The 18,059-nt window shown below is 66.3% G+C and carries 21 protein-coding genes and 1 pseudogene; 11 read left to right on the top strand and 11 right to left on the bottom strand.

Features of this window, described 5'->3' with window-relative positions:
- From MAE01_RS15510 to MAE01_RS15500, 3 genes are all read right to left on the bottom strand, one after another.
- Window positions 1–288, bottom strand: a 288-nt coding sequence (locus MAE01_RS15510; protein ID WP_147040945.1) for a metal-sensitive transcriptional regulator, incomplete at its 3' end; no start/stop codon positions are given.
- Window positions 289–310: 22 nt separating this feature from the next.
- On the bottom strand, window positions 311–2,527 hold the full coding sequence (locus MAE01_RS15505) for a heavy metal translocating P-type ATPase (protein ID WP_147040944.1): 2,217 nt from the start codon (window positions 2,525–2,527) through the stop codon (window positions 311–313).
- Between the two features lie 71 nt (window positions 2,528–2,598).
- Window positions 2,599–2,856, bottom strand: coding sequence for a YHS domain-containing protein (locus tag MAE01_RS15500; protein ID WP_147040942.1), 258 nt, complete (start codon window positions 2,854–2,856; stop codon window positions 2,599–2,601).
- Between the two features lie 201 nt (window positions 2,857–3,057).
- Between MAE01_RS15500 and MAE01_RS15495 the strand changes: the two genes are divergently transcribed.
- The 9 genes from MAE01_RS15495 to MAE01_RS15460 all read left to right on the top strand — a co-directional run bounded on the left by MAE01_RS15495 (window position 3,058) and on the right by MAE01_RS15460 (window position 9,087).
- Window positions 3,058–3,507 carry a DUF6153 family protein gene (locus MAE01_RS15495; RefSeq protein ID WP_147040940.1) on the top strand — a complete coding sequence of 150 codons (450 nt, stop codon included), beginning with the start codon at window positions 3,058–3,060 and terminating at the stop codon, window positions 3,505–3,507.
- 90 nt (window positions 3,508–3,597) lie between these two features.
- Entirely contained in the window at window positions 3,598–4,206 is a 609-nt protein-coding gene (locus MAE01_RS15490; protein ID WP_147040938.1) for a DUF305 domain-containing protein, read from the top strand.
- A 162-nt stretch (window positions 4,207–4,368) separates the two neighbouring features.
- Window positions 4,369–5,208, top strand: a complete 840-nt coding sequence (locus MAE01_RS15485; RefSeq protein WP_147040936.1) for a F510_1955 family glycosylhydrolase — start codon at window positions 4,369–4,371, stop codon at window positions 5,206–5,208.
- A gap of 263 nt (window positions 5,209–5,471) precedes the next feature.
- The gene (locus MAE01_RS16060) at window positions 5,472–5,627 is read left to right on the top strand and encodes a hypothetical protein (RefSeq protein WP_186806269.1); all 156 of its coding nucleotides are present in this window, start codon (window positions 5,472–5,474) and stop codon (window positions 5,625–5,627) included.
- Between the two features lie 116 nt (window positions 5,628–5,743).
- Window positions 5,744–6,145 (top strand): four-helix bundle copper-binding protein, encoded by a 402-nt coding sequence (locus MAE01_RS15480; RefSeq protein WP_147040934.1) that lies wholly within the window; start codon window positions 5,744–5,746, stop codon window positions 6,143–6,145.
- Window positions 6,146–6,203: 58 nt separating this feature from the next.
- Entirely contained in the window at window positions 6,204–6,791 is a 588-nt protein-coding gene (locus MAE01_RS15475) for a DUF305 domain-containing protein (RefSeq protein ID WP_222591695.1), read from the top strand.
- Between the two features lie 196 nt (window positions 6,792–6,987).
- Complete coding sequence (locus MAE01_RS15470; protein ID WP_147040932.1) at window positions 6,988–7,359, top strand: ArsR/SmtB family transcription factor; 372 nt, start codon at window positions 6,988–6,990, stop codon at window positions 7,357–7,359.
- Window positions 7,359–8,609: an MFS transporter gene (locus MAE01_RS15465; protein WP_147040930.1), complete on the top strand. Its 1,251-nt coding sequence runs from the start codon at window positions 7,359–7,361 to the stop codon at window positions 8,607–8,609. The genes MAE01_RS15470 and MAE01_RS15465 overlap by 1 nt, the downstream gene beginning before the upstream one ends.
- 46 nt (window positions 8,610–8,655) lie before the next feature.
- Complete coding sequence (locus MAE01_RS15460) at window positions 8,656–9,087, top strand: copper resistance CopC family protein (RefSeq protein ID WP_186806268.1); 432 nt, start codon at window positions 8,656–8,658, stop codon at window positions 9,085–9,087.
- On the opposite strand, the pseudogene MAE01_RS15455 reads toward MAE01_RS15460, so the two are convergent.
- The 5 genes and pseudogenes from MAE01_RS15455 to MAE01_RS15430 form a co-directional block, all read right to left on the bottom strand.
- Window positions 9,074–10,294: pseudogene (locus tag MAE01_RS15455) on the bottom strand (IS256 family transposase). The gene MAE01_RS15460 and the pseudogene MAE01_RS15455 overlap by 14 nt on opposite strands.
- Before the next feature lie 462 nt (window positions 10,295–10,756).
- Window positions 10,757–11,329 carry a DUF2306 domain-containing protein gene (locus MAE01_RS15445; RefSeq protein WP_222591694.1) on the bottom strand — a complete coding sequence of 191 codons (573 nt, stop codon included), beginning with the start codon at window positions 11,327–11,329 and terminating at the stop codon, window positions 10,757–10,759.
- A 64-nt stretch (window positions 11,330–11,393) separates the two neighbouring features.
- Entirely contained in the window at window positions 11,394–12,407 is a 1,014-nt protein-coding gene (locus MAE01_RS15440; protein WP_147040924.1) for a LacI family DNA-binding transcriptional regulator, read from the bottom strand.
- Window positions 12,408–12,416: 9 nt separating this feature from the next.
- Window positions 12,417–14,078, bottom strand: coding sequence for a glycoside hydrolase family 13 protein (locus tag MAE01_RS15435; RefSeq protein ID WP_147040922.1), 1,662 nt, complete (start codon window positions 14,076–14,078; stop codon window positions 12,417–12,419).
- 72 nt (window positions 14,079–14,150) lie between these two features.
- A complete protein-coding gene (locus MAE01_RS15430) occupies window positions 14,151–15,077 on the bottom strand; it encodes a 2-hydroxyacid dehydrogenase (protein WP_229718246.1) in 927 nt (308 codons plus the stop codon).
- A gap of 68 nt (window positions 15,078–15,145) precedes the next feature.
- On the opposite strand from MAE01_RS15430, the gene MAE01_RS15425 reads away from it, so the two are divergent.
- Window positions 15,146–15,577 (top strand): DUF1761 domain-containing protein, encoded by a 432-nt coding sequence (locus MAE01_RS15425; protein ID WP_147040920.1) that lies wholly within the window; start codon window positions 15,146–15,148, stop codon window positions 15,575–15,577.
- A gap of 118 nt (window positions 15,578–15,695) precedes the next feature.
- Here the strand turns inward: MAE01_RS15425 and purQ are convergent, their stop codons facing one another.
- Both purQ and purS read right to left on the bottom strand, forming a co-directional pair.
- Window positions 15,696–16,403 (bottom strand): phosphoribosylformylglycinamidine synthase subunit PurQ, encoded by a 708-nt coding sequence (gene purQ, locus MAE01_RS15420; RefSeq protein ID WP_147040918.1) that lies wholly within the window; start codon window positions 16,401–16,403, stop codon window positions 15,696–15,698.
- Window positions 16,400–16,648: a phosphoribosylformylglycinamidine synthase subunit PurS gene (gene purS, locus MAE01_RS15415; protein ID WP_147040916.1), complete on the bottom strand. Its 249-nt coding sequence runs from the start codon at window positions 16,646–16,648 to the stop codon at window positions 16,400–16,402. Before purS ends, purQ begins: the two co-directional genes overlap by 4 nt.
- Before the next feature lie 146 nt (window positions 16,649–16,794).
- Between purS and MAE01_RS15410 the strand changes: the two genes are divergently transcribed.
- Entirely contained in the window at window positions 16,795–17,442 is a 648-nt protein-coding gene (locus MAE01_RS15410) for a hemerythrin domain-containing protein (RefSeq protein ID WP_147040914.1), read from the top strand.
- 37 nt (window positions 17,443–17,479) lie between these two features.
- Here MAE01_RS15410 and MAE01_RS15405 read toward each other — a convergent pair whose 3' ends face one another.
- On the bottom strand, window positions 17,480–18,010 hold the full coding sequence (locus tag MAE01_RS15405; RefSeq protein WP_147040912.1) for an adenine phosphoribosyltransferase: 531 nt from the start codon (window positions 18,008–18,010) through the stop codon (window positions 17,480–17,482).
- Between the last annotated feature and the right edge of the window lie 49 nt (window positions 18,011–18,059).

The raw sequence follows: 18,059 nt of genomic DNA, 5'->3' as shown, positions 1-18,059 counted from the left end.
CGCTTCACGCACTTTCTCTTCGGCGATGTCGCCGCCGGCGCGAGCTGCATCTGCCACGCAGTGGCGCAGGTGGTCTTCGAGGAGTCCGACGGCAACGCTTTGTAACGCGCTGGTCAGCGCGGAGATCTGAGTGAGGATGTCGATGCAGTACTTCTCGTCCTCGACCATGCGGTAGATACCGCGTGATTGCCCCTCGATGCGCTTGAGGCGGGTGAGGTAGCGGGCTTTGTCGGTGATGTACCCGTGCTCACCGTGGTCGCACGTTGTCTGGTCGGCGGTGTCAGTCATCGGGGTCTCCGGGCGGTCGTTGTCATCGATTCAGGATGGCGCGGGTCGTGGTGTCGGGCCGCAGATCGAGCCGGCGCAGCAGTTGCGCGTTCAAGGCGACAACGATCGTGGACAACGACATGAGGATCGCTCCGACCGACATCGGAAGCACGAAGCCGATAGGGGCGAGGATGCCAGCGGCCAGTGGCACGGAGATGAGGTTGTAGCCAGCCGCCCACCACAAGTTCTGCTTCATCTTCCGGTATGACGCCCGCGACAATTCGATCACCGACAGCACAGAGCGAGGGTCGTCGCTGGCGAGAATCACACCGGCTGAGGCGATCGCGACATCCGTGCCGGCACCGATCGCGAGCCCGACGTCAGCCTGCGCGAGGGCGGGGGCGTCGTTGACGCCGTCGCCGACCATCGCAACTTTCCGGTCCTCGCTCTGTAGCTCCTGAACCTTCGCGGCCTTGTCCTCGGGGCGCACCCCGGCGAAGACACGATCGATGCCGAGATCCTGGGCGACGGCGTGTGCGACGGCTTCAGCGTCACCGGTGATCATCACGACCTGAACGCCGAGCACATGGAGGGCGTCGACGGCTTCGCGCGATTCGGAGCGCACCTCGTCAGCGAGCTTCAGAGCCCCGAGAACGCGGCCGTCCTGGGTGACGTGGAGGATGATGGCGCCATCTGCACGCCACTGATCGGCGATCGGGAGCTCGTCCGCGCTCTCCTCGGAGAGCAGGTGCGGTCCACCGACCCGAACAGTCGTCCCCTCGACGGTCGCGGTGACACCCACGGCGGGTGACGACCGGAAATCACCGCTGCGCGGGAGCGTGAGCTGCTTGTCGGCGGCCGCGCGGACAATGGCCCTCGCAAGCGGGTGCTCACTGTCGGCCTCGGCAGCTGCAGCCAACGCGAGAACGCGGTCGGGATCTGCGCCGTCGACGGCGGAGACTTCCGAGACGACAGGCTCACCCTTGGTGAGGGTGCCGGTCTTGTCGAACAGCACCGTGTCGACGGTGCGCATGCTCTCCAGGGCAATACGATCCTTGACGAGCACGCCCCCGCGCGCTGCGCGTTCGGTGGCGATGGAGACCACCAGCGGAATGGCCAGGCCCAACGCGTGCGGGCAAGCGATGACCAGAACCGTGATCGTGCGAATGACCGCAGCGTCGGGGAAGCCGATGAGCGTCCACACGATCGCCGTGATCGCCGCAGCGCCGAGAGCGAACCAGAACAACCACGCGGCAGCAGTGTCGGCCAGACGCTGCGCGCGGGAAGAGGAACTCTGCGCCTCCGTCACCAGACGTTGGATGCCGGCCAGGGTCGTGTCATCGCCGGTCGCGGTGATCTCCACCCGAAGCCCCGAATCGGTGGCAACGGTTCCCGCCGTGACCTGGTCACCGATGCTGCGCTCCACCGTGCGGGACTCGCCCGTGACCATCGACTCGTCCATCGATGCGCGTCCGTCGACGATGCGTCCGTCCGCGGGGACTCTTGCACCGGGCCGCACGATCACGACGTCTCCGACGACGAGCTCGGCCGGTGAGACAGTCACTACTTGATCATCCTCGACGCGTTCCGCCTCATCCGGCAGAAGAGCAGCGAGAGAGTCCAGAGCGGACGTGGTCTGAGCGAGAGAGCGCATCTCGATCCAATGCCCCAACAGCATGATGACGATGAGAAGGGCGAGTTCCCACCAGAAATCGAGCTCATGGTGCAGGATTCGCAGCGTCGCACCCCAGGAGGCGACGAACGCGACCGTGATGGCCAGGCCGATGAGGAGCATCATCCCGGGCTGGCGAGAGCGAAGCTCGCTGACCGCTCCGACGAGGAACGGCTTGCCACCCCAGACATACATGACCGTGCCGAGCACGGGCGACACCCATGACAGACCCGGAACGTCCGGGAGGGTGTAGCCGAGGATCATCGAGAACATGCCCGAGAGCGCGACGGTGGGAACGGCCAGAACGAGCATGATCCAGAACAGCCGACGGAACTGACCGACGTGATCGCCATGCCCCGCATGACCGCCGTATCCATCGTGGTCGCCGTGCCCATCGTGTCCGGACGGCGACCCGTGGCCCTCGTGCGACATCGACTGGCCGTGCTCATGCGGTATGGCACGATGGGCCGTCTGTGACTCGTGCCCTGCCGCGGTCACCGTGGCAGGGTGAGACGGGTTGTGACCATGCGCTGCATGATCGTCAGGCGCGTGTGTGTGCTCCGCGCCGTCGTTGTGCGGGGTGCTCATGGACCTATCCTCCTCCGGTGTGGATGAACCGTGCGGGCCAACTTGTGCGCGGCCTCGCACGAGAGACGCCGTCAGACGGCGGCGGCGTACTTGGCCGGGTCAGCGTCGAACGCGGGCCCGCATCCGGCGCAGCAGAAGTAGTACCGCTTGCCGTCGTAGTCGCGGAACAAGCCCGCGGCTTCCGCATCCGCCTTGACGACGGTGCTGCCCACCATGACGGGGCATTCGGCGTACTCATCGGCCGGTCGGGTGAGAAGATCCTTGCGTCCGTCGGCAGCGACGGCGCCGGGGTTGTGGCTGCAGCAGGATCCTGTGGTGGAGTTGGACATGCGCTGTTCCTCTTTCTCTCGAGTCGGAGTACGGACTGTCGTGCCTCTGTAGCCAAACACTATACCCCTGGGGGGTATTCCGGGTACGAAGAGAAGGGTCTCGCGGCTCGTTTCCTGTTCGCGCGAGCGGGGTCGGTTCGTCACCCGCGGAGGCGCATAGTTCGTGGTGTTAGCATCCTGAGCAGGATGGAGGGTCAACGCATGCATGTCGCGTTTCGCAGCGCACGCTCGCAACTGTCGCTGCGCGCGCTGTTGATGCTGGGTGCGGCCACGCTCATGGTCATCGTCGGGCTGCTGGCAATGCACACCTTCACCGCCGAACCGGCCGGGCACGGCTCACCCGGTCTCGCCCATTCAGCATCCGTGGCTGGTGACGAGCATGCCGCTGATGTGACGGGGAGCACTGACACCGTAGACATCGCGTGTGATGGGCTCTGTCATGTGAGCACCGGCCCGGGGCAGGGACACGATGACATGCTGATGGCGTGCGTGCTCGCGCTGCTCGCCGGTTTTCTCCTGCTACTTCCTCCGATGTTGATCCACGGTCGCGGACTGCTCCTTCACCGCGTGATGAGCCTGATGCGCTGGGATGCGACCGGTGTTCTTCCGCGGGCTCCTTCGCTCACATTCCTTTCGATCAGTCGCACCTGAGTAGTCGCCGCCGGCCCGAACGGTCGGTTTCGTGGCGCCGCCTGGCGCCGTTACTTGCGACCCCTCATGCGACTTATCGAAGGAACAATCATGAACAAGAAGATCCCCCTCGCGGTCAGCACCGGTGTATTGACACTCGCTCTGGCGCTCAGCGGCTGCGCGGACAACAGCACCGCACCGTCCAGCGAGACCACCTCTCCGTCTCAGTCGTCATCGGCATCGATGGCGACTGAGGCGGATGAGATGTTCGTCACGATGATGATCCCGCATCACCAGCAGGCCATCGATATGGCCGACATTCTGCTTGCCAAGGACGGGGCAGACCCCCGCGTGGTCGAACTTGCCGAGCAGATCAAAGCGGCGCAGGGCCCCGAGATCGACAAGATGCTCGGATGGCTCGAAGCCTGGGGCGTGGACTACGACCCGGACTCCATGGGCGGTATGGACCATGGGTCAATAGGCGGTGACGACAGCATGATGTCCGAGGAGGACATGACCCTGCTGGAGGATGCAGACGCCGCCGAGGCCAGCCGTCTGTTCCTCGAGCAGATGATCGTGCACCACGAAGGTGCTGTCGATATGGCGCAGACTGCGCTTGACGATGCGCAGAACCCGGACGTTCTCGACCTCGCACAGCAGGTGATCGACGATCAGACCGCAGAGATCGCCGCTATGCAGGAACTCCTGGGACAGCTCTAGGACGACTCGGGCGGGCCGAGACCGATCGGCCCGCCCGAACCTGTGGCCCCTCCACCACATCTACATCGACCCGCCACACAGCGACATCCATGACATGTCGGTGCGCCCTCGCCGTGCGCGCCGTGAAACCAGGCCGTCCCGCGGCCGCCACCGGAAGCCCTCATGAAACGCTCATTTCTTCTCGCCACTGCCACTGTGACCGCCCTCGCGATCTTCGCCACCGGATGCACCGCAACACCGCTCGGCAACCCCGATTCGGCACCACGCATCGACCACATCCACGGCATCGCCGAAGACCCCCGCGGCGATGACCTGTTCGTCGCCACGCACAACGGAATCTTCACCCTCGCCCCCGACGGGACGATCTCCGGCCCGATCGGCGGACATAACTTCGACGCCATGGGATTCACCGTCTCAGAAGACGCACTGTTCGCGTCCGGGCACCCCGGGGAAAACACCCCGGCTGAGCTGGGAGCCCCGAACCTCGGCATCATCCGCAGCGACGACTACGGGAACTCCTGGTCTCCGATCGCGCTCAACGGCACCACCGACTTCCACGTCCTGACCGCAGGACCAGACGGCGTCCTCTACGGCGTCCCTTCCAGTCAAGTGACCCTGCTCACCAGCACCGACGAGGGCAACACATGGACAGAACGTGCCCCCCTCGGTGCTGCTGACCTCGCCGCCACAGAGTCCGGCGTGTACGCCGCAGCCGAAGAAGGCGTCCTCGTCAGCACCGACGGCGGCAATACCTTCACGCCCGTCGACGCAGCCCCCGTTCTCTACGCATTGGAGGCCCGCACGGACGGCGCCCTTCTCGGTGCCGGTACCGACGGCGTCCTGTGGTCACAAGACGACGGCGGCGCCTGGCAGAAGCTGGAATCACTGCAAGGCGTCGTGCAAGCCCTCGCCGTCATCGACGAGCGCATCATCCTCGTCGACGACCGCGGCATCGTCGAGATCACCACGGACGGCGCGACCGTCCTCAGCCCCGCCCAGTAACGGCGGATACCCACAACGCTCCATACTCAAGGACTTCTCATGGATGAACCCAAGAACCCTCTGCGGAATCTCACGTTCTTCATCACCGCCGCGACGATCGCCGTTGCCCTCCTCGCCACCGCCAGCTTCCTCACCATTGGAGCGATCTTCCGATGACCCGCACCGGAACCCACCCGCTCGATCCTGTGCGAACGCATCGACGGCTCGTTCGCCTCGGGTACGTACTCCTGGCCTTGGGGCCGGCCCTTGCCCTGGCGCACCTGGTGAGCGACACACAGTCGACCGATGCTGCCTGGTGGACCTACACGGTCGCCAGCTACGACGTCGCGCTGATCATGGTCATAGGTGCCGTGGCGCTGATCCTGCGAACGTCTCCTCACCCGGTTGCGGGAACGAATCACCGAGACACCGGCCCGTGAGCTGATGCGCACATGACCGATGGCTACCATGCCCTCCCGGGGTATTCAACGGGGTCCCGGAGACAACGCGGCGGTCGTAGTTTGGGAGCCTCCAAAACCGACGAGAGGATTCGATCATGACTGTCGCGGCAGAAATGCTCCGCACCTATCCGAAGGACCTCGGCCAGGTGGACCAGAAGGCGCTCGTGGACTGTATCGAGGCGTGCCTCGAATGCGCCCAATCGTGCACGGCCTGCGCCGATGCGTGTCTGAGCGAGGAGATGGTCGCAGAACTCACGAAGTGCATCCGCACGAACCTGGACTGCGCTGACCTCTGCGACACCACCGCGCGCGTCCTGTCCCGGCATACCGGCTACGACGCCAACCTCACCCGGGCTGCCCTGGAAGCGTGCCGCACCGCGTGTGCGAGTTGCGCCGATGAGTGCGAGAAGCACACGATGCACGAACACTGCACCGTGTGTGCAGCCGCTTGCCGGCGATGCGAAGACGCGTGCGCCACACTCCTCGCAGCCCTCTGAATCGGCGCGCACGTCCACCGCGCGACGCACGAACAATCCAGATGCACAGGTGAATCACATGCATGCACACGACGGAAGCGAACGACAAGCAGAGGACAAGAAGCGCGGATCGCTGAAAATGTACCTGCGATTCGCAGCAATGATCCTCACCGGCATGGTCGTGATGTACTGGACGATGTTCGCCGGAGTGTGGGAATGGGACCACATCCGCTTCAGCGAAAGCCGCGTATTCATGGCACTCACCATGGGCGGCGCCATGGGACTCGTCATGCTCGCCTGGATGCTGAACATGTACAAGAACACCAAGGCAAACATCGCCGTCGTCATTATCAGCGTGCTCCTGCTCGGAGGCGGCGTCGCCCTCGACCGCAGCCAGATCACCGTCGATGACACCGCGTACATGCGCGCGATGATCCCTCACCACTCCCTGGCGATCACTCGATCCGAACGAGCGCAGATTCAGGACATTCGTGTCTGCGAGCTCGCCGTCGAGATCAGTGAAGCGCAACGCCGAGAGATCCTCGAAATGGACTGGCTCATCGACGACATCGAACGCAACGGACTCGCCCCGACACCCCAGGACGCACAGAACCGGCCCGTCCCCGACTTCAACCGGGCCGCCGACCGTGACTGTTCTCCCGAATGACGATCTCTGACGTGACCCGTAGATCTGCCACAACTTAGTTGCCGAGGAGAGTTGAAAACCCCTGCCGAAACGGAGTTCCGGAGAACCATTACGGCAGCATACTGACGCTCGAAACCCGGATCCGCCGCTAACGATCGTTTTAGGCAGGGGGCCGCATGGTCGGCCAACAAACCGTGGTCTATGCAATAATCTGCGTATGCATGCAGATACTAAGTGTTCCCTGTCGTCCGAAAGCGAGTACGTCGAGCTGGCAGTTGAGGTGTTCTCGATGCTCGCGGATGCGACGCGGGTCCGCATCATCCTCGCGCTACGTGATCAGGAGTTGTCGGTGAACAGCCTCGCGGACATCGTCGACAAGTCCGCCCCTGCGGTCTCTCAGCACTTGGCGAAGCTGCGGCTGGCGCGGATCGTGTCGACTCGGCATGAGGGCACGAAGGTGTTCTACCGGCTGACGGACGAGCACGCCCGGCAGCTGGTCGCGGACGCGATCTTCCAGGCGCAGCACACCCTGACCAACGATCCGGCCCACCACCGCAGCGAGCACCCGGGGCCCGAGGACCTTCGCTGATGTTGCGGGTCCTCCGCAACACCACGTACGCAAAGCTGTTCTCCGCTCAGGTCATTGCCCTTCTCGGCACGGGCCTGCTCACGGTGGCCCTGGGACTGCTCGCGTTCGATATTGCCGGCGACGCGGCAGGGTCCGTGCTCGGAACGGCGTTGACGATCAAGATGGTTGCCTACGTCGGCGTCGCACCGCTGATCGCCGCGGTCGTCGACCGGCTCCCGAAAAAGGCGGTCCTGATCACCGCGGACCTGATCCGGCTGGGGATCGCGCTGCTGCTGCCGTTTGTGACCGAGGCCTGGCAAATCTATGTGCTCGTGTTCGTGCTCCAATCCGCATCCGCGACGTTCACGCCCGCGTTTCAGTCCCTGATCCCATCGGTTCTCCCCGAACCGGACGACTACACCCGTGCCCTTTCGCTGTCCCGGCTCGCCTACGACCTGGAGGCGCTGCTGAGCCCGACGATCGCCGCACTTCTGCTGACGGTGATCAGCTACAACAACCTCTTCGTGGGCACAGCGATCGGTTTCACCTGCTCGGCGCTTCTCGTGCTGCTCTCCCGGCTCCCTGCCCGCACCGATGACGGACCGGCGCTGCCGTTCTGGCAGCGTCTCCCGCTGGGCGCGAAGGTCTTCGCTCGAACGCCGACACTACGGTTCCTGATGCTCACGAACGTCGTGGTCGGCGCCGGGACGGCGATCGTTCTGGTGAACTCCGTGGTCTACGCCCGAGGCGTGTTCGGGCTCGGCGAGGAAGCCCTCGCACTCGCGTTGGCCTGTTACGGCATCGGTTCGCTCGTCGTCGCAGTGAACATTCCCTGGCTGGTCGGCCGACTCGGTGTCATCCGCACGATGATCACCGGCGCGGTTGTCATCGTCGCGGGCCTGGTCCTCACTGTCATGGTCACCGCGTTCGCGGCCACCGGGACGGGATGGTTCGTGCTGCTCGGCACCTGGGTGCTGCTGGGCATGGGCACCTCGCTGGTGAACACGCCGTCGTCGCGACTGCTCGCCGACGCATCGGCGCCAGCGAACCGCAACCTCGTCTACACCGCACAGTTCGCCCTCTCCCACGCCTGCTTCCTCATCACTTACCCGATTGCGGGTTGGCTAGGCACGGTGAACCTGACCGGCGCGGCGATCGCCCTGCTCGTCATCGCGGTCACCGCCGGAGCTGCGGCCGTGGTGTTCGCCCGTGCTCGGCTCTTGCGCGCCAGCACCGGCACGCCCGCCGATTCCGCCCACCATGACCACTGACCCATCCGCCACCCGTGGTGACGCGCCCTCCCGAATGAGTACTCCTATGCCCCGCACACGACGGTTCAGATCCGCACTCCTCACGACGACGATCCTGGCCCTCCTCGTTACCGGTTTCGCCACGCCGTCTCCGGCCGCCGCGCACGATGCTTTGGTCTCGAGCACCCCGGCCGCGGGCGAACAACTCGCCGCACCGCCCACACAGATCACCCTCCAGTTCAGCAACGACGTCCTCGCGATGGGCGCCGAAGTCCAGATAAGTGACGCCTTGGGCCGCAATTGGGTAGCAGGCGAGGCCACGATCACCGGGGCAAGCGTCGTCGCGACCGTGTCGAATGGGATACCCGCAGGGGCGTACGAAGTGCTCTGGAAAATTGTCTCCGCCGACGGCCACCCGATCAGCACCGGTGACGTCCCGCTGTGTGGTGGAGTTTCTCGACACCGTGCGGGATCAGCTTCTGTGATTACGCCGCGTTGAGTTCCGGGATCGCCACCTCCTCGTGTGTCGCGGTGAGGAGTTTCATGGAGTGCTCGGAGAAGTAGCGGCGGTCGGCGCCGTCCCATTCGTCGTGTTGCTCGATCAGGACGTGCCCGGCCAGGCGCAGGAGCGCGGCGGGGTTGGGAAAGGTGCCGACGACGTCGGTGCGGCGCTTGATCTCTTTGTTGACGCGTTCGAGCGGGTTCGTGGACCAGATCTGTCGCCAGTGCTGCTGCGGGAATCCGCAGAACGCGCGGATGTCGATCTTCGCGTTCTCGAGCATGTCGGCGATCTTCGCGTGCGATCTTGTCAGCATCCGCACGACCTCGTGGAACTGGGCGAAGACATGCTCGGTGTCGGGTTGGGTGAAGATCGTGCGGATGATCGAGGCGACCATCGGCCCGGACGCTTTCGGGACGTTCGAGAGCACGTTGCGCATGAAATGAACTCGGCGTCTTTGCCAGCTGGCGCCGGCGAACCCGGTCTCGATCGCCGCGATCAGGCCGGTGTGAGCGTCACTGATCACGAGCTTCACCCCGCCGGGGCCGCGCGCTTTCAACGACCGCAGGAAGCTCGTCCAGAACGGCTGCGATTCTGTCTCTCCAACCTCGAAGCCCAGGACCTCGCGCCTGCCGTCGGCGGCGACGCCGATCGCGACGACCACCGCCTGCGAGACGACCCGCCGGCCAACCCGGGCCTTGCAGTAGGTCGCGTCGAGGAACACATACGGATACGTCGTGTCGGCCAGAGGCCGGTCCCGGAACGCGGCAACATCCTCATCCAGATTCGCGCAGATCCGCGACACCTCGGACTTGGAGATGCCGGTGTCCGCGCCCAGCGCTTTGACCAGATCGTCGACCTTGCGGGTGGAGACGCCGTGAACATACGCCTCCATCACCACCGCGAACGACGCCTGGTCGACGCGGCGGCGTCGTTCCAACAACGACGGGAAGAAGCTTCCCTGTCGCAGCTTCGGGATCCGCAGCTCCAGCTCCCCGGCGGTCGTGGTCAGAGTGCGCGGGCGGGTGCCGTTGCGTTGCGTTGTCCGTTCCGGGGAGCGTTCGAACGGGCGGCGCCAATGAATGCGGCCGCTTCCGCATCGATCAGCTCCTGATAGAGCGTTTCGGTTGCGACGCGGATCCGGTCGGTGACATCGGTGAGTTTCAGTTCCCCGAGGAGCTCGAGGAGGGCTCTGGTCAAGAGCCATCGTGCGTTGTGTCCTTACGTTGAGATTCCTAGACAGTTCTCACTGACCATCGCACGATGGCTCACCCACGTCTACGACGCAGACAACCCCATCGGAATCTCCACCACTCCACGGGACGTCACCCAGGACGCCGCTGACCACCACTGATAACAGATGCTTTTGCTCCGGAGATGCTCAGGGGTTGAGTGAGCTCTTCGGTTTAACTTTGGGACCATGACTCAACGCGCATCGAGATTGATGGCCTTCATCGGCGCTTCAGCGGCGCTGCTAGGGTCCGTGACAGCAGTACTGTTCTTCTTCCAGCCCTGGAGAAGCTGTCCCTACGAGGACACATCCGTAGGGTGCGCCATGCTGCCTGATGACGCCGCAGTGATGGCGACCGCTCTTGGCCTTGCCGTCGTGGGCGCCGGGATGTTCGTTGTCGGCAGGCTTCAGTCTCGTCGATCGCAAGCTGTGCGCACTTCATAGAACGTGTGGCCGGGGAGCGCGGGCGTACTTGGAATCAGTGCCGAACAGGATCGCGAACGGTGCGGAGGTGAGTACCTGGGTGCCGGCGCCCATCGCGAGGGCGTAGGCGCGGATCATCCAGGCGCCGTGCTGCGGGATGTCGCGACGGGCGACCGACACGAGGGCCAGCACGATGAACGCCGCCATCAGCACGCCGACGATGTACCGGGAGATCTGCAGCGCGAGCCCGTCGATCGGCGGCACGTCGTAGAACGCCGTCATCCACAGTCCGCTCAGCGCGACGGCGAGTCCGGCCGGCACGAGCACGTAGCGCCCGGCGAACCGATGCCAGCCGAGGTGACGGCGGCGGAGCGCGGGGAGGAACTGGAACGCCCCGACCAGGGCATAGACCAGCGCGCCCACGACGTGCACGACCACGGGCAGCGGCATCTCCATGAAGCGGGCGTCGGCGGACGTGACTGGTGCATCGGCGGCGATCTCGCCGACACGGACAGCTCCGGCCAGCGACGGGATCAGGGCGAGGACGATGAGACCGGCGGCGATGAGCCATTCACGACGGGTGTTCATGTTTCGATGCTCGCCGGTGCGGCACCCGGCGCACATCGGCCACATGGCCGGTTCCGACCCAGGGTCACCTGTCCTGGACTCGGGCGGTCGTGCCGCGCACGATCAGCTCGAACGGCAGCGCCGCGTGCGCCGTGACCTCGTCGGTCGCCTCCAGCTTGGCGAGCACCGCTTCAGCCGCCCGCTCGCCCTGCGCGAGGGGGAACTGGTCGACCGTCGTCAGTCGGAAGAACTCGCCGAGCTCGTGCCCGTCGATCCCGACGACCGAGAGGTCCTCCGGCACCCGGTACCCGAGATCGCGTGCTGCGAGCACCGCGCCGATCGCCATCTCGTCGGATGCCGCGAACACCGCCGTCGGCCGGGGGCCAGGCCGTCCCAGCAGCTGTTTCGCCGCGCGATAGCCGCCGTCGACTGTGAAGTCCGCGGGCTCCAAGTAGGCGGGTTTCGGGGTGATCCCAGCATCCGCCAGCGCCTTCTCGAAGCCGAGCCGGCGATTCGTCGGAATGTGGAAGTCGATGTCGAACTCCGGGTTCGCGCCGATGTGCGCGATCTCGGTGTGCCCGAGGCTCAGCAGGTGCTGCGTGGCGAGCTCGGCGAGACCGAAGTCGTCCACCGTGAGCGTGTCCAGTCCCGGGTTCGGGCCGCCGATCGCGATCACGGGAAGACCGAGCGCGAGCAGATGCTCGGTCTCGCCCTCATCGAGCTCGATGGCGACGGCGATCACGGCATCCACCCGCTGACGGCGCAGAGCCGTCTCGAACACGTCCTTCCGGACGTCCTCGTCGGCGGTGATGTTGTACAGCGTGATGTCGTAGCCGCGTCGCATCAGCGCGCTGGAGACTCCGGAGAGCACGGTGCTGAAGAACCAGCGGTCCAGGAACGGCACGACCACGCCGATGTTCCTGGTGCGCCCCGATGCGAGGCTGGACGCCCGCGAGGAGACGACGTAGCCGAGCTCCTGCGCGGCCAGTCGGACCTTCTCGCGGGATGCCGCCGAGACATAGCCGCGACCGCTGAGGGCGCGCGAGACCGTGGCTGTCGACAGCCCGGCCTTGCGCGCGACCTCATCGATGCTGACCATGCGCCGGTATCAGCCCTTCGTGTACCAGACGGCGTGATCGGTCGGGAGCGCGGTGCCGTCGAAGGACTGGCTCTGCACCACGAACGTCACGTCGTCGCCGAGCTCCAGCGGCATATCGCCGAGGTTCACCGCGACATGCAGGTCACCGCGGCGGAACGCGACGGCCTTCTCGCCGAGTTCCTCCCACACCAGCGAGCCGGTGCCGAGGGACCTCTCGCGGCGCAGACGCAGCAGCGCCTTGTACAGGTTCAGGGTGGAGGCGGCATCCGCCTGCTCGACGTCGCGGGCGAACGACGCCCACTCGCCCGGCTGCGGCAGCCAGGAGTCGCCGGTGGTGTTGAAGCCGTACGCCGGGGCGTCGGCCTCCCACGGGATCGGCACACGGCAACCGTCGCGGCCGTAGCGCTTGCCGTCGGTGCGGAACCAGGTCGGATCCTGACGGAACTCGTCGGGGATCTCCATGGCCTCCGGCAGGCCCAGCTCCTCGCCCTGGTACAGGTACGACGAACCCGGGAGCGCGAGCATGACGGTGGTCGCGGCGCGGGCGCGAGACAGGCCGGTGGCCTGGTCGGGCTTGCCGGCCGAGAGCGGTCCGATGCCGTCGCCCTGCGGGCTGTCGGCCGTGAGCGCCAGGCGCGAGGCGTGCCGGATCACGTCGTGGTTCGAGAGCACCCAGGTGCTCGGCGCGCCGACCTTGCCGAACTCGTCGAGCGACTCGCGGATGATGTCGCGGACCTTCCCAGCATCCCACTCGGTCATCATGTACGGGAAGTTGAACGTCTGGTGCATCTCGTCGGGGCGCACCCAGAGTGCGGTCTTCTTCAGGGTGGGGAGCCACGCCTCGCCGCACAGGGCGCGGTCGCCGTCGTACTCCGCCATGACCTCGTGCCAGTCGCGGTAGATGTCGTGCACGCCGTCCTGACCCCAGTACGGCACGTTCTCCTCGCCGCCGCCCATCGAGTCCGACTCGGTCGGCGGGGTGTAGTCGGGCAGGCCGTCGGCCTTGATCATGCCGTGGGCCACGTCGACGCGGAAGCCGTCGACACCGCGGTCGAGCCAGAAGCGCAGGACGCCGCGGAACTCTTCGCGGACCTCTTCGTTGGTCCAGTCGAAGTCGGGCTGCGTGGGGTCGAAGATGTGCAGGTACCACTGGCCGGCCGTGCCGTCGGGCTCGGTGATGCGCGTCCACTGACCGCCGCCGAACACGCTCTCCCAGTTGTTCGGGGGCAGTTCGCCGTTCTCACCCTTGCCGTCGCGGAAGATGTAGCGCGCGCGCTCCGGGCTGCCGGGGGCCGCCCGCAGTGCCTGCTGGAACCAGACGTGCTGGTCGGAGGAGTGATTCGGAACGAGGTCGACGATGACCCGGATGCCGCGGGCATGCGCCTGCGCGAGCATGTCGTCGAAGTCCGCCAGGGTGCCGAAGATCGGGTCGACGTCGCGGTAGTCGGCGACGTCGTAGCCGGCGTCCTTCTGGGGGCTGGTCATGAACGGGCTCAGCCAGATGGCGTCGATGCCGAGCTCCTGCAGGGAGTCCATGCGGCCGGTGATGCCGGGCAGGTCGCCGATGCCGTCGCCGGAGGCGTCGGCGAACGAACGCGGGTAGATCTGGTAGATCACGGCACTGCGCCACCACTCGGAACCGGGAGCGGCGAACTGTTCGAGCTCTGTCATGCGGTCGAGCCTACTGCAAACGCTTGCAGACGCGCTAGATCGCCGATCGAATCGGTTCGGCGATGGTCCGGATCAGCCGCCGAGGACGACGTTGGCAGGGGCCTCGCCGCGCAGCATCCGCTCGACCTGCTTGCGGATCAGACGCGCGATGCGCGGGTTCATGGCGGTGGATGCTCCGCCGACGTGCGGAGCGATGAGCACGCCGTCGGTCTTCCACAGCGGATGCTCCGCCGGCAGCGGTTCCGGATCGAGCACATCCAGCGCTGCGCGGATGCGACCCTGCTGGCGCACGAGCGCGTCGGTGTCGACCAGCGTGCCTCGGCCGACGTTGACCAGCAGCGCGCTGTCGCTCATGAGGCCGAGCATCTCGTCGTCGAACAGGTGGTGGGTGGCGCCGCCGCCGGGGAGGGCGAGGATGACGATCTCGGCATCCGGGAGCAGCGCCGGCAGCTCATCGATCGCGTGCACCTGCACCCGGCCGAGCCGTTCGTGCCACACGGGGCGGGCGGTGCGCGCGACGACGGTCAGATCGATCTCGAAGGGCTCCAGCCGCAGGGCGATCGCCTCGCCGACGCCGCCGAAACCGACCAGCAGCACCTTGCGGTCGGCGAGGCTCTCGGCGAACACCGGAGACCACTGGCCGTCCTGCTGGGCGAGGACGAACCGGGGCAGCTGCCGCTGCGCGGCGAGAGTCAGCGCAACGGCCAGTTCTGCCGTGGATGCCTCGTGCACGCTCGCTGCGTTCGCGAACGGGATGCCGGCCGGCAACTGCTCCTCGACGCCGTCGTAGCCGATCGACTGGCTCTGGACGAGACCGACTTCGAGACCCTCCAGGGCGCCGAAGAACTTGGCACCGCCCATGTACGGCGGGACGACCAGATCGATCCGCTCGCGCGGCGCCGGAGACGCCATGTCCCAGATCTCGAGCTCCACCCCCTCGGGGAGCGCGCCGATGTTCTCGGCGAGACGGGCGGTCGGAACGGTGACGAAGAGACTCACGTCTCGAGCCTATCGATCGTGACGCAGGTGGGGAGTACGCTCGGCGTCAACCCACCAGAGGAGGGGTCATGGTTCCCGAGATCAACTACTGGGCTGTGCTGCTCGCGATGCTCTCGAGCATGATCGTCGGCTCGATCTGGTACACGCCGAAGGTGTTCGGAACGCGCTGGGCGCGGCTGGCGAACGTCGACATGACGGGCTCCGCGAGAAGTGCGGTCTGGCCGATCGTCACCACCGTGCTCGTCAGCTTCATCACGGCGTGGGTGCTCGCCGGAGCATCCGCCATCGCCTGGCACTTCTACGAGGGGTCGTTCTTCGTCGGCACGATCGTGACCGCGGTGCTGCTGTGGGCGGGGTTCACGGCTGCGCGCTTCATCACCCACGACGGCTTCGAGGGGCGCCCGACGGCGCTGACCACGATGAACATCGGGCACGAGCTGGTCACCCTCGTCGTCATGGCCGTGATCATCGGCGTCTGGCCGCCCGTCGGCACCGTCTGATTCTTCAGCGCCTCCACAGGGGCTTCCGTGCGGGTCGTTGAGCGAGCGCAGCGAGACGAAACGGGTTGAGCGACCGAAGGGAGTCGAAGCCGGCTCGTCTACGCCTGTGCTCCGTGCCCTACGCGGCGACGCGCGCGATGGCGGCGACGGCGCTCGCGAAGAAGCCCAGGCCGTCGACGCCCGACCGCATGGCGGCATCGGTGTCCGGTCCGAAACCGGGCTCCGTGGCGTGCTCAGGGTGCGGCATGAGGCCCACGACGTTGCCGGCCTCGTTCGTGACGCCGGCGATGTCGCGCAGAGACCCGTTCGGGTTCACTCCTGCATAGCGGAAGGCCACCAGGCCCTCGCCCTCGAGCCGGTCCAGCGTCTCTTCAGAGGCGATGTAGCCGCCCTCGCCGTTCTTCAGCGGGATGACGATCTCCTGGCCGCGGCGGAACGTGTTCGTCCAGGCGGTGTCGGAGTTCTCCACCGTGAGCTTCTGATCGCGACGCACGAAGTGCTGGTGGTCGTTGCGGATCAGTCCGCCCGGCAGCAGGTGCGCCTCCACGAGCATCTGGAAGCCGTTGCAGATGCCGAGCACGGGCATGCCCTTGCCTGCGGCATCCTTCACCTCGGCCATGATCGGCGAGAGCGCGGCGATGGCGCCCGAGCGCAGGTAGTCGCCGTAGCTGAACCCGCCCGGCAGCACAAGAGCGTCGACGCCCTCGAGGTCGTGCGAGCCGTGCCACAGGACGACGGGCTCTGCGCCGGCGAGGCGCACGGCGCGCTGCGCGTCGCGATCGTCGAGGGATCCGGGCCAGGTGATGACCCCGATGCGGACGGTCACTCGACCACCTCGATGCCCACGACGTCCTCGATCACGGAGTTGGACAGCACGTCCTCGGCGATCTTCTTCGCCTCGGCCAGCACATCATCGGTGACGTCGCCGTCGACGGTGAGCTCGAAGCGCTTGCCGATGCGGACGTCGCTGAAGCTGGCGACGCCGAGGCGGCTGAACGCGCCGGAGACGGCCTTTCCCTGCGGGTCGAGCAGTTCGGACTTGGGCATGACGTCGACGACGATGGTGGGCATGAACGGCTCCGGAAGTCGCGGGAAGGCGGGCGCTGTCAGTCTATCCGCTCGGATGCAGGCAGTCCGGTCCTGTTGTAGACGGATGCGAGCACGCGGGTCTACGCTGTGCGGATCGGGATTCTGGGGCCCGAGCAAGGAGCAGGATCATGCCCTGTGATGCAAGCGGGATGGCGGAGATCCATCGGTGGTTCAAGGCCGGATTCGGTGAAGGCGGCATTCTGGTGGAGGGGGTCCGGGATGGCGATGCGGCGCACGCCGAGGTCGTCGCGGCGCACCTGGACCTGTTGTCAGCGGCGCTTCACGGACACCATGAATTCGAGGACGCCAACCTTTGGGACCGATTGAGCGCGCAGGCGCCGCCGTGTGCGGTGCACGTCGAGCGGATGAAGGTGCAGCATGCGCAGATGCTCGTCCACCTCGACGAGCTGGATGTGGCGCTGCCCGCGTGGCGTGCCACTGGCCGCGCGACAGACGCGACGGCGGTGCTCGGTGCGCTCACCGGTATCAACGTGGCGCTCGCCGCGCATCTGCCGGACGAAGAGGAGAACATCGTCCCCGTGATGGAGCGTGAGCTCGATCAGCAGGACATGGTCGCCGCCAGTGAGCATGGCCGCCGGGCGGTTCCTCGCGGCCAGACCTGGCAGGCGATGGGGGCGATCCTCGCCGCCCAGCCCGATGGCGGCACGTCATGGCTGCGGAAGAACCTGCCGGCGCCTGTGAGGCTCATCTGGCGCGTCGCCGGGCGCCCTCGCTACGCCGCGAGCCGACGCGCTCTCGTGGAGGGCCCGCGCTGATTCGCGCGATCGGCGGCGCGTACGCTGACCGTTTGCGTCAGGAGTGGAAGACGGTGTGCAGGTCTCCGATGGCGTCCCGGCCGCCGAGTCCTTCGATCTCGAACAGCACCGAGATGCCGGCGACGTGCGAGCCCAGGCGCTCGATCAGCTGCCGGCCCGCGGCGAGTGTGCCGCCGGTCGCGAGCACGTCGTCGATCAGCAGCACGCGGGAGCCCGCGGGCAGATCGTCGTGCATCTCGATCGTGGCCGTGCCGTATTCGAGCGAGTAGTCGACGGATGCCGCCGGTCGCGGCAGTTTGCCCGCCTTGCGGATCGGGATGAGCCCCGTGCCCGCAGCGATCGCGGCGGCGCCGGCGATGAGGAATCCGCGCGCCTCGATGCCCGCGATCACATCGAACTGTCCTGCGAACGGCTCGATGATCGCGTCCGTGGTCGCGCGCAGCGCCTCGGCATCGGCAAGCAGCGGGGTGATGTCGCGGAACAGGATGCCTGGTTCGGGATAGTCCGGGATGCTGCGGATCAGCGATTCGGCGCGGGTGAGAGCAGAGGACAGTTCGCTGGAGGGCACTGATCAAGCGTACTCGGCCCGCCAGATATGGTCGCCGCTTGACATCCTT

The sequence above is a fragment of the Microbacterium aerolatum genome (genome assembly GCF_007988825.1).
Taxonomy (GTDB): Bacteria; Actinomycetota; Actinomycetes; order Actinomycetales; family Microbacteriaceae; genus Microbacterium; species Microbacterium aerolatum.
Note: the sequence above shows the minus strand (reverse complement) of the source record. Positions and strands in the feature narration are given on the sequence as shown.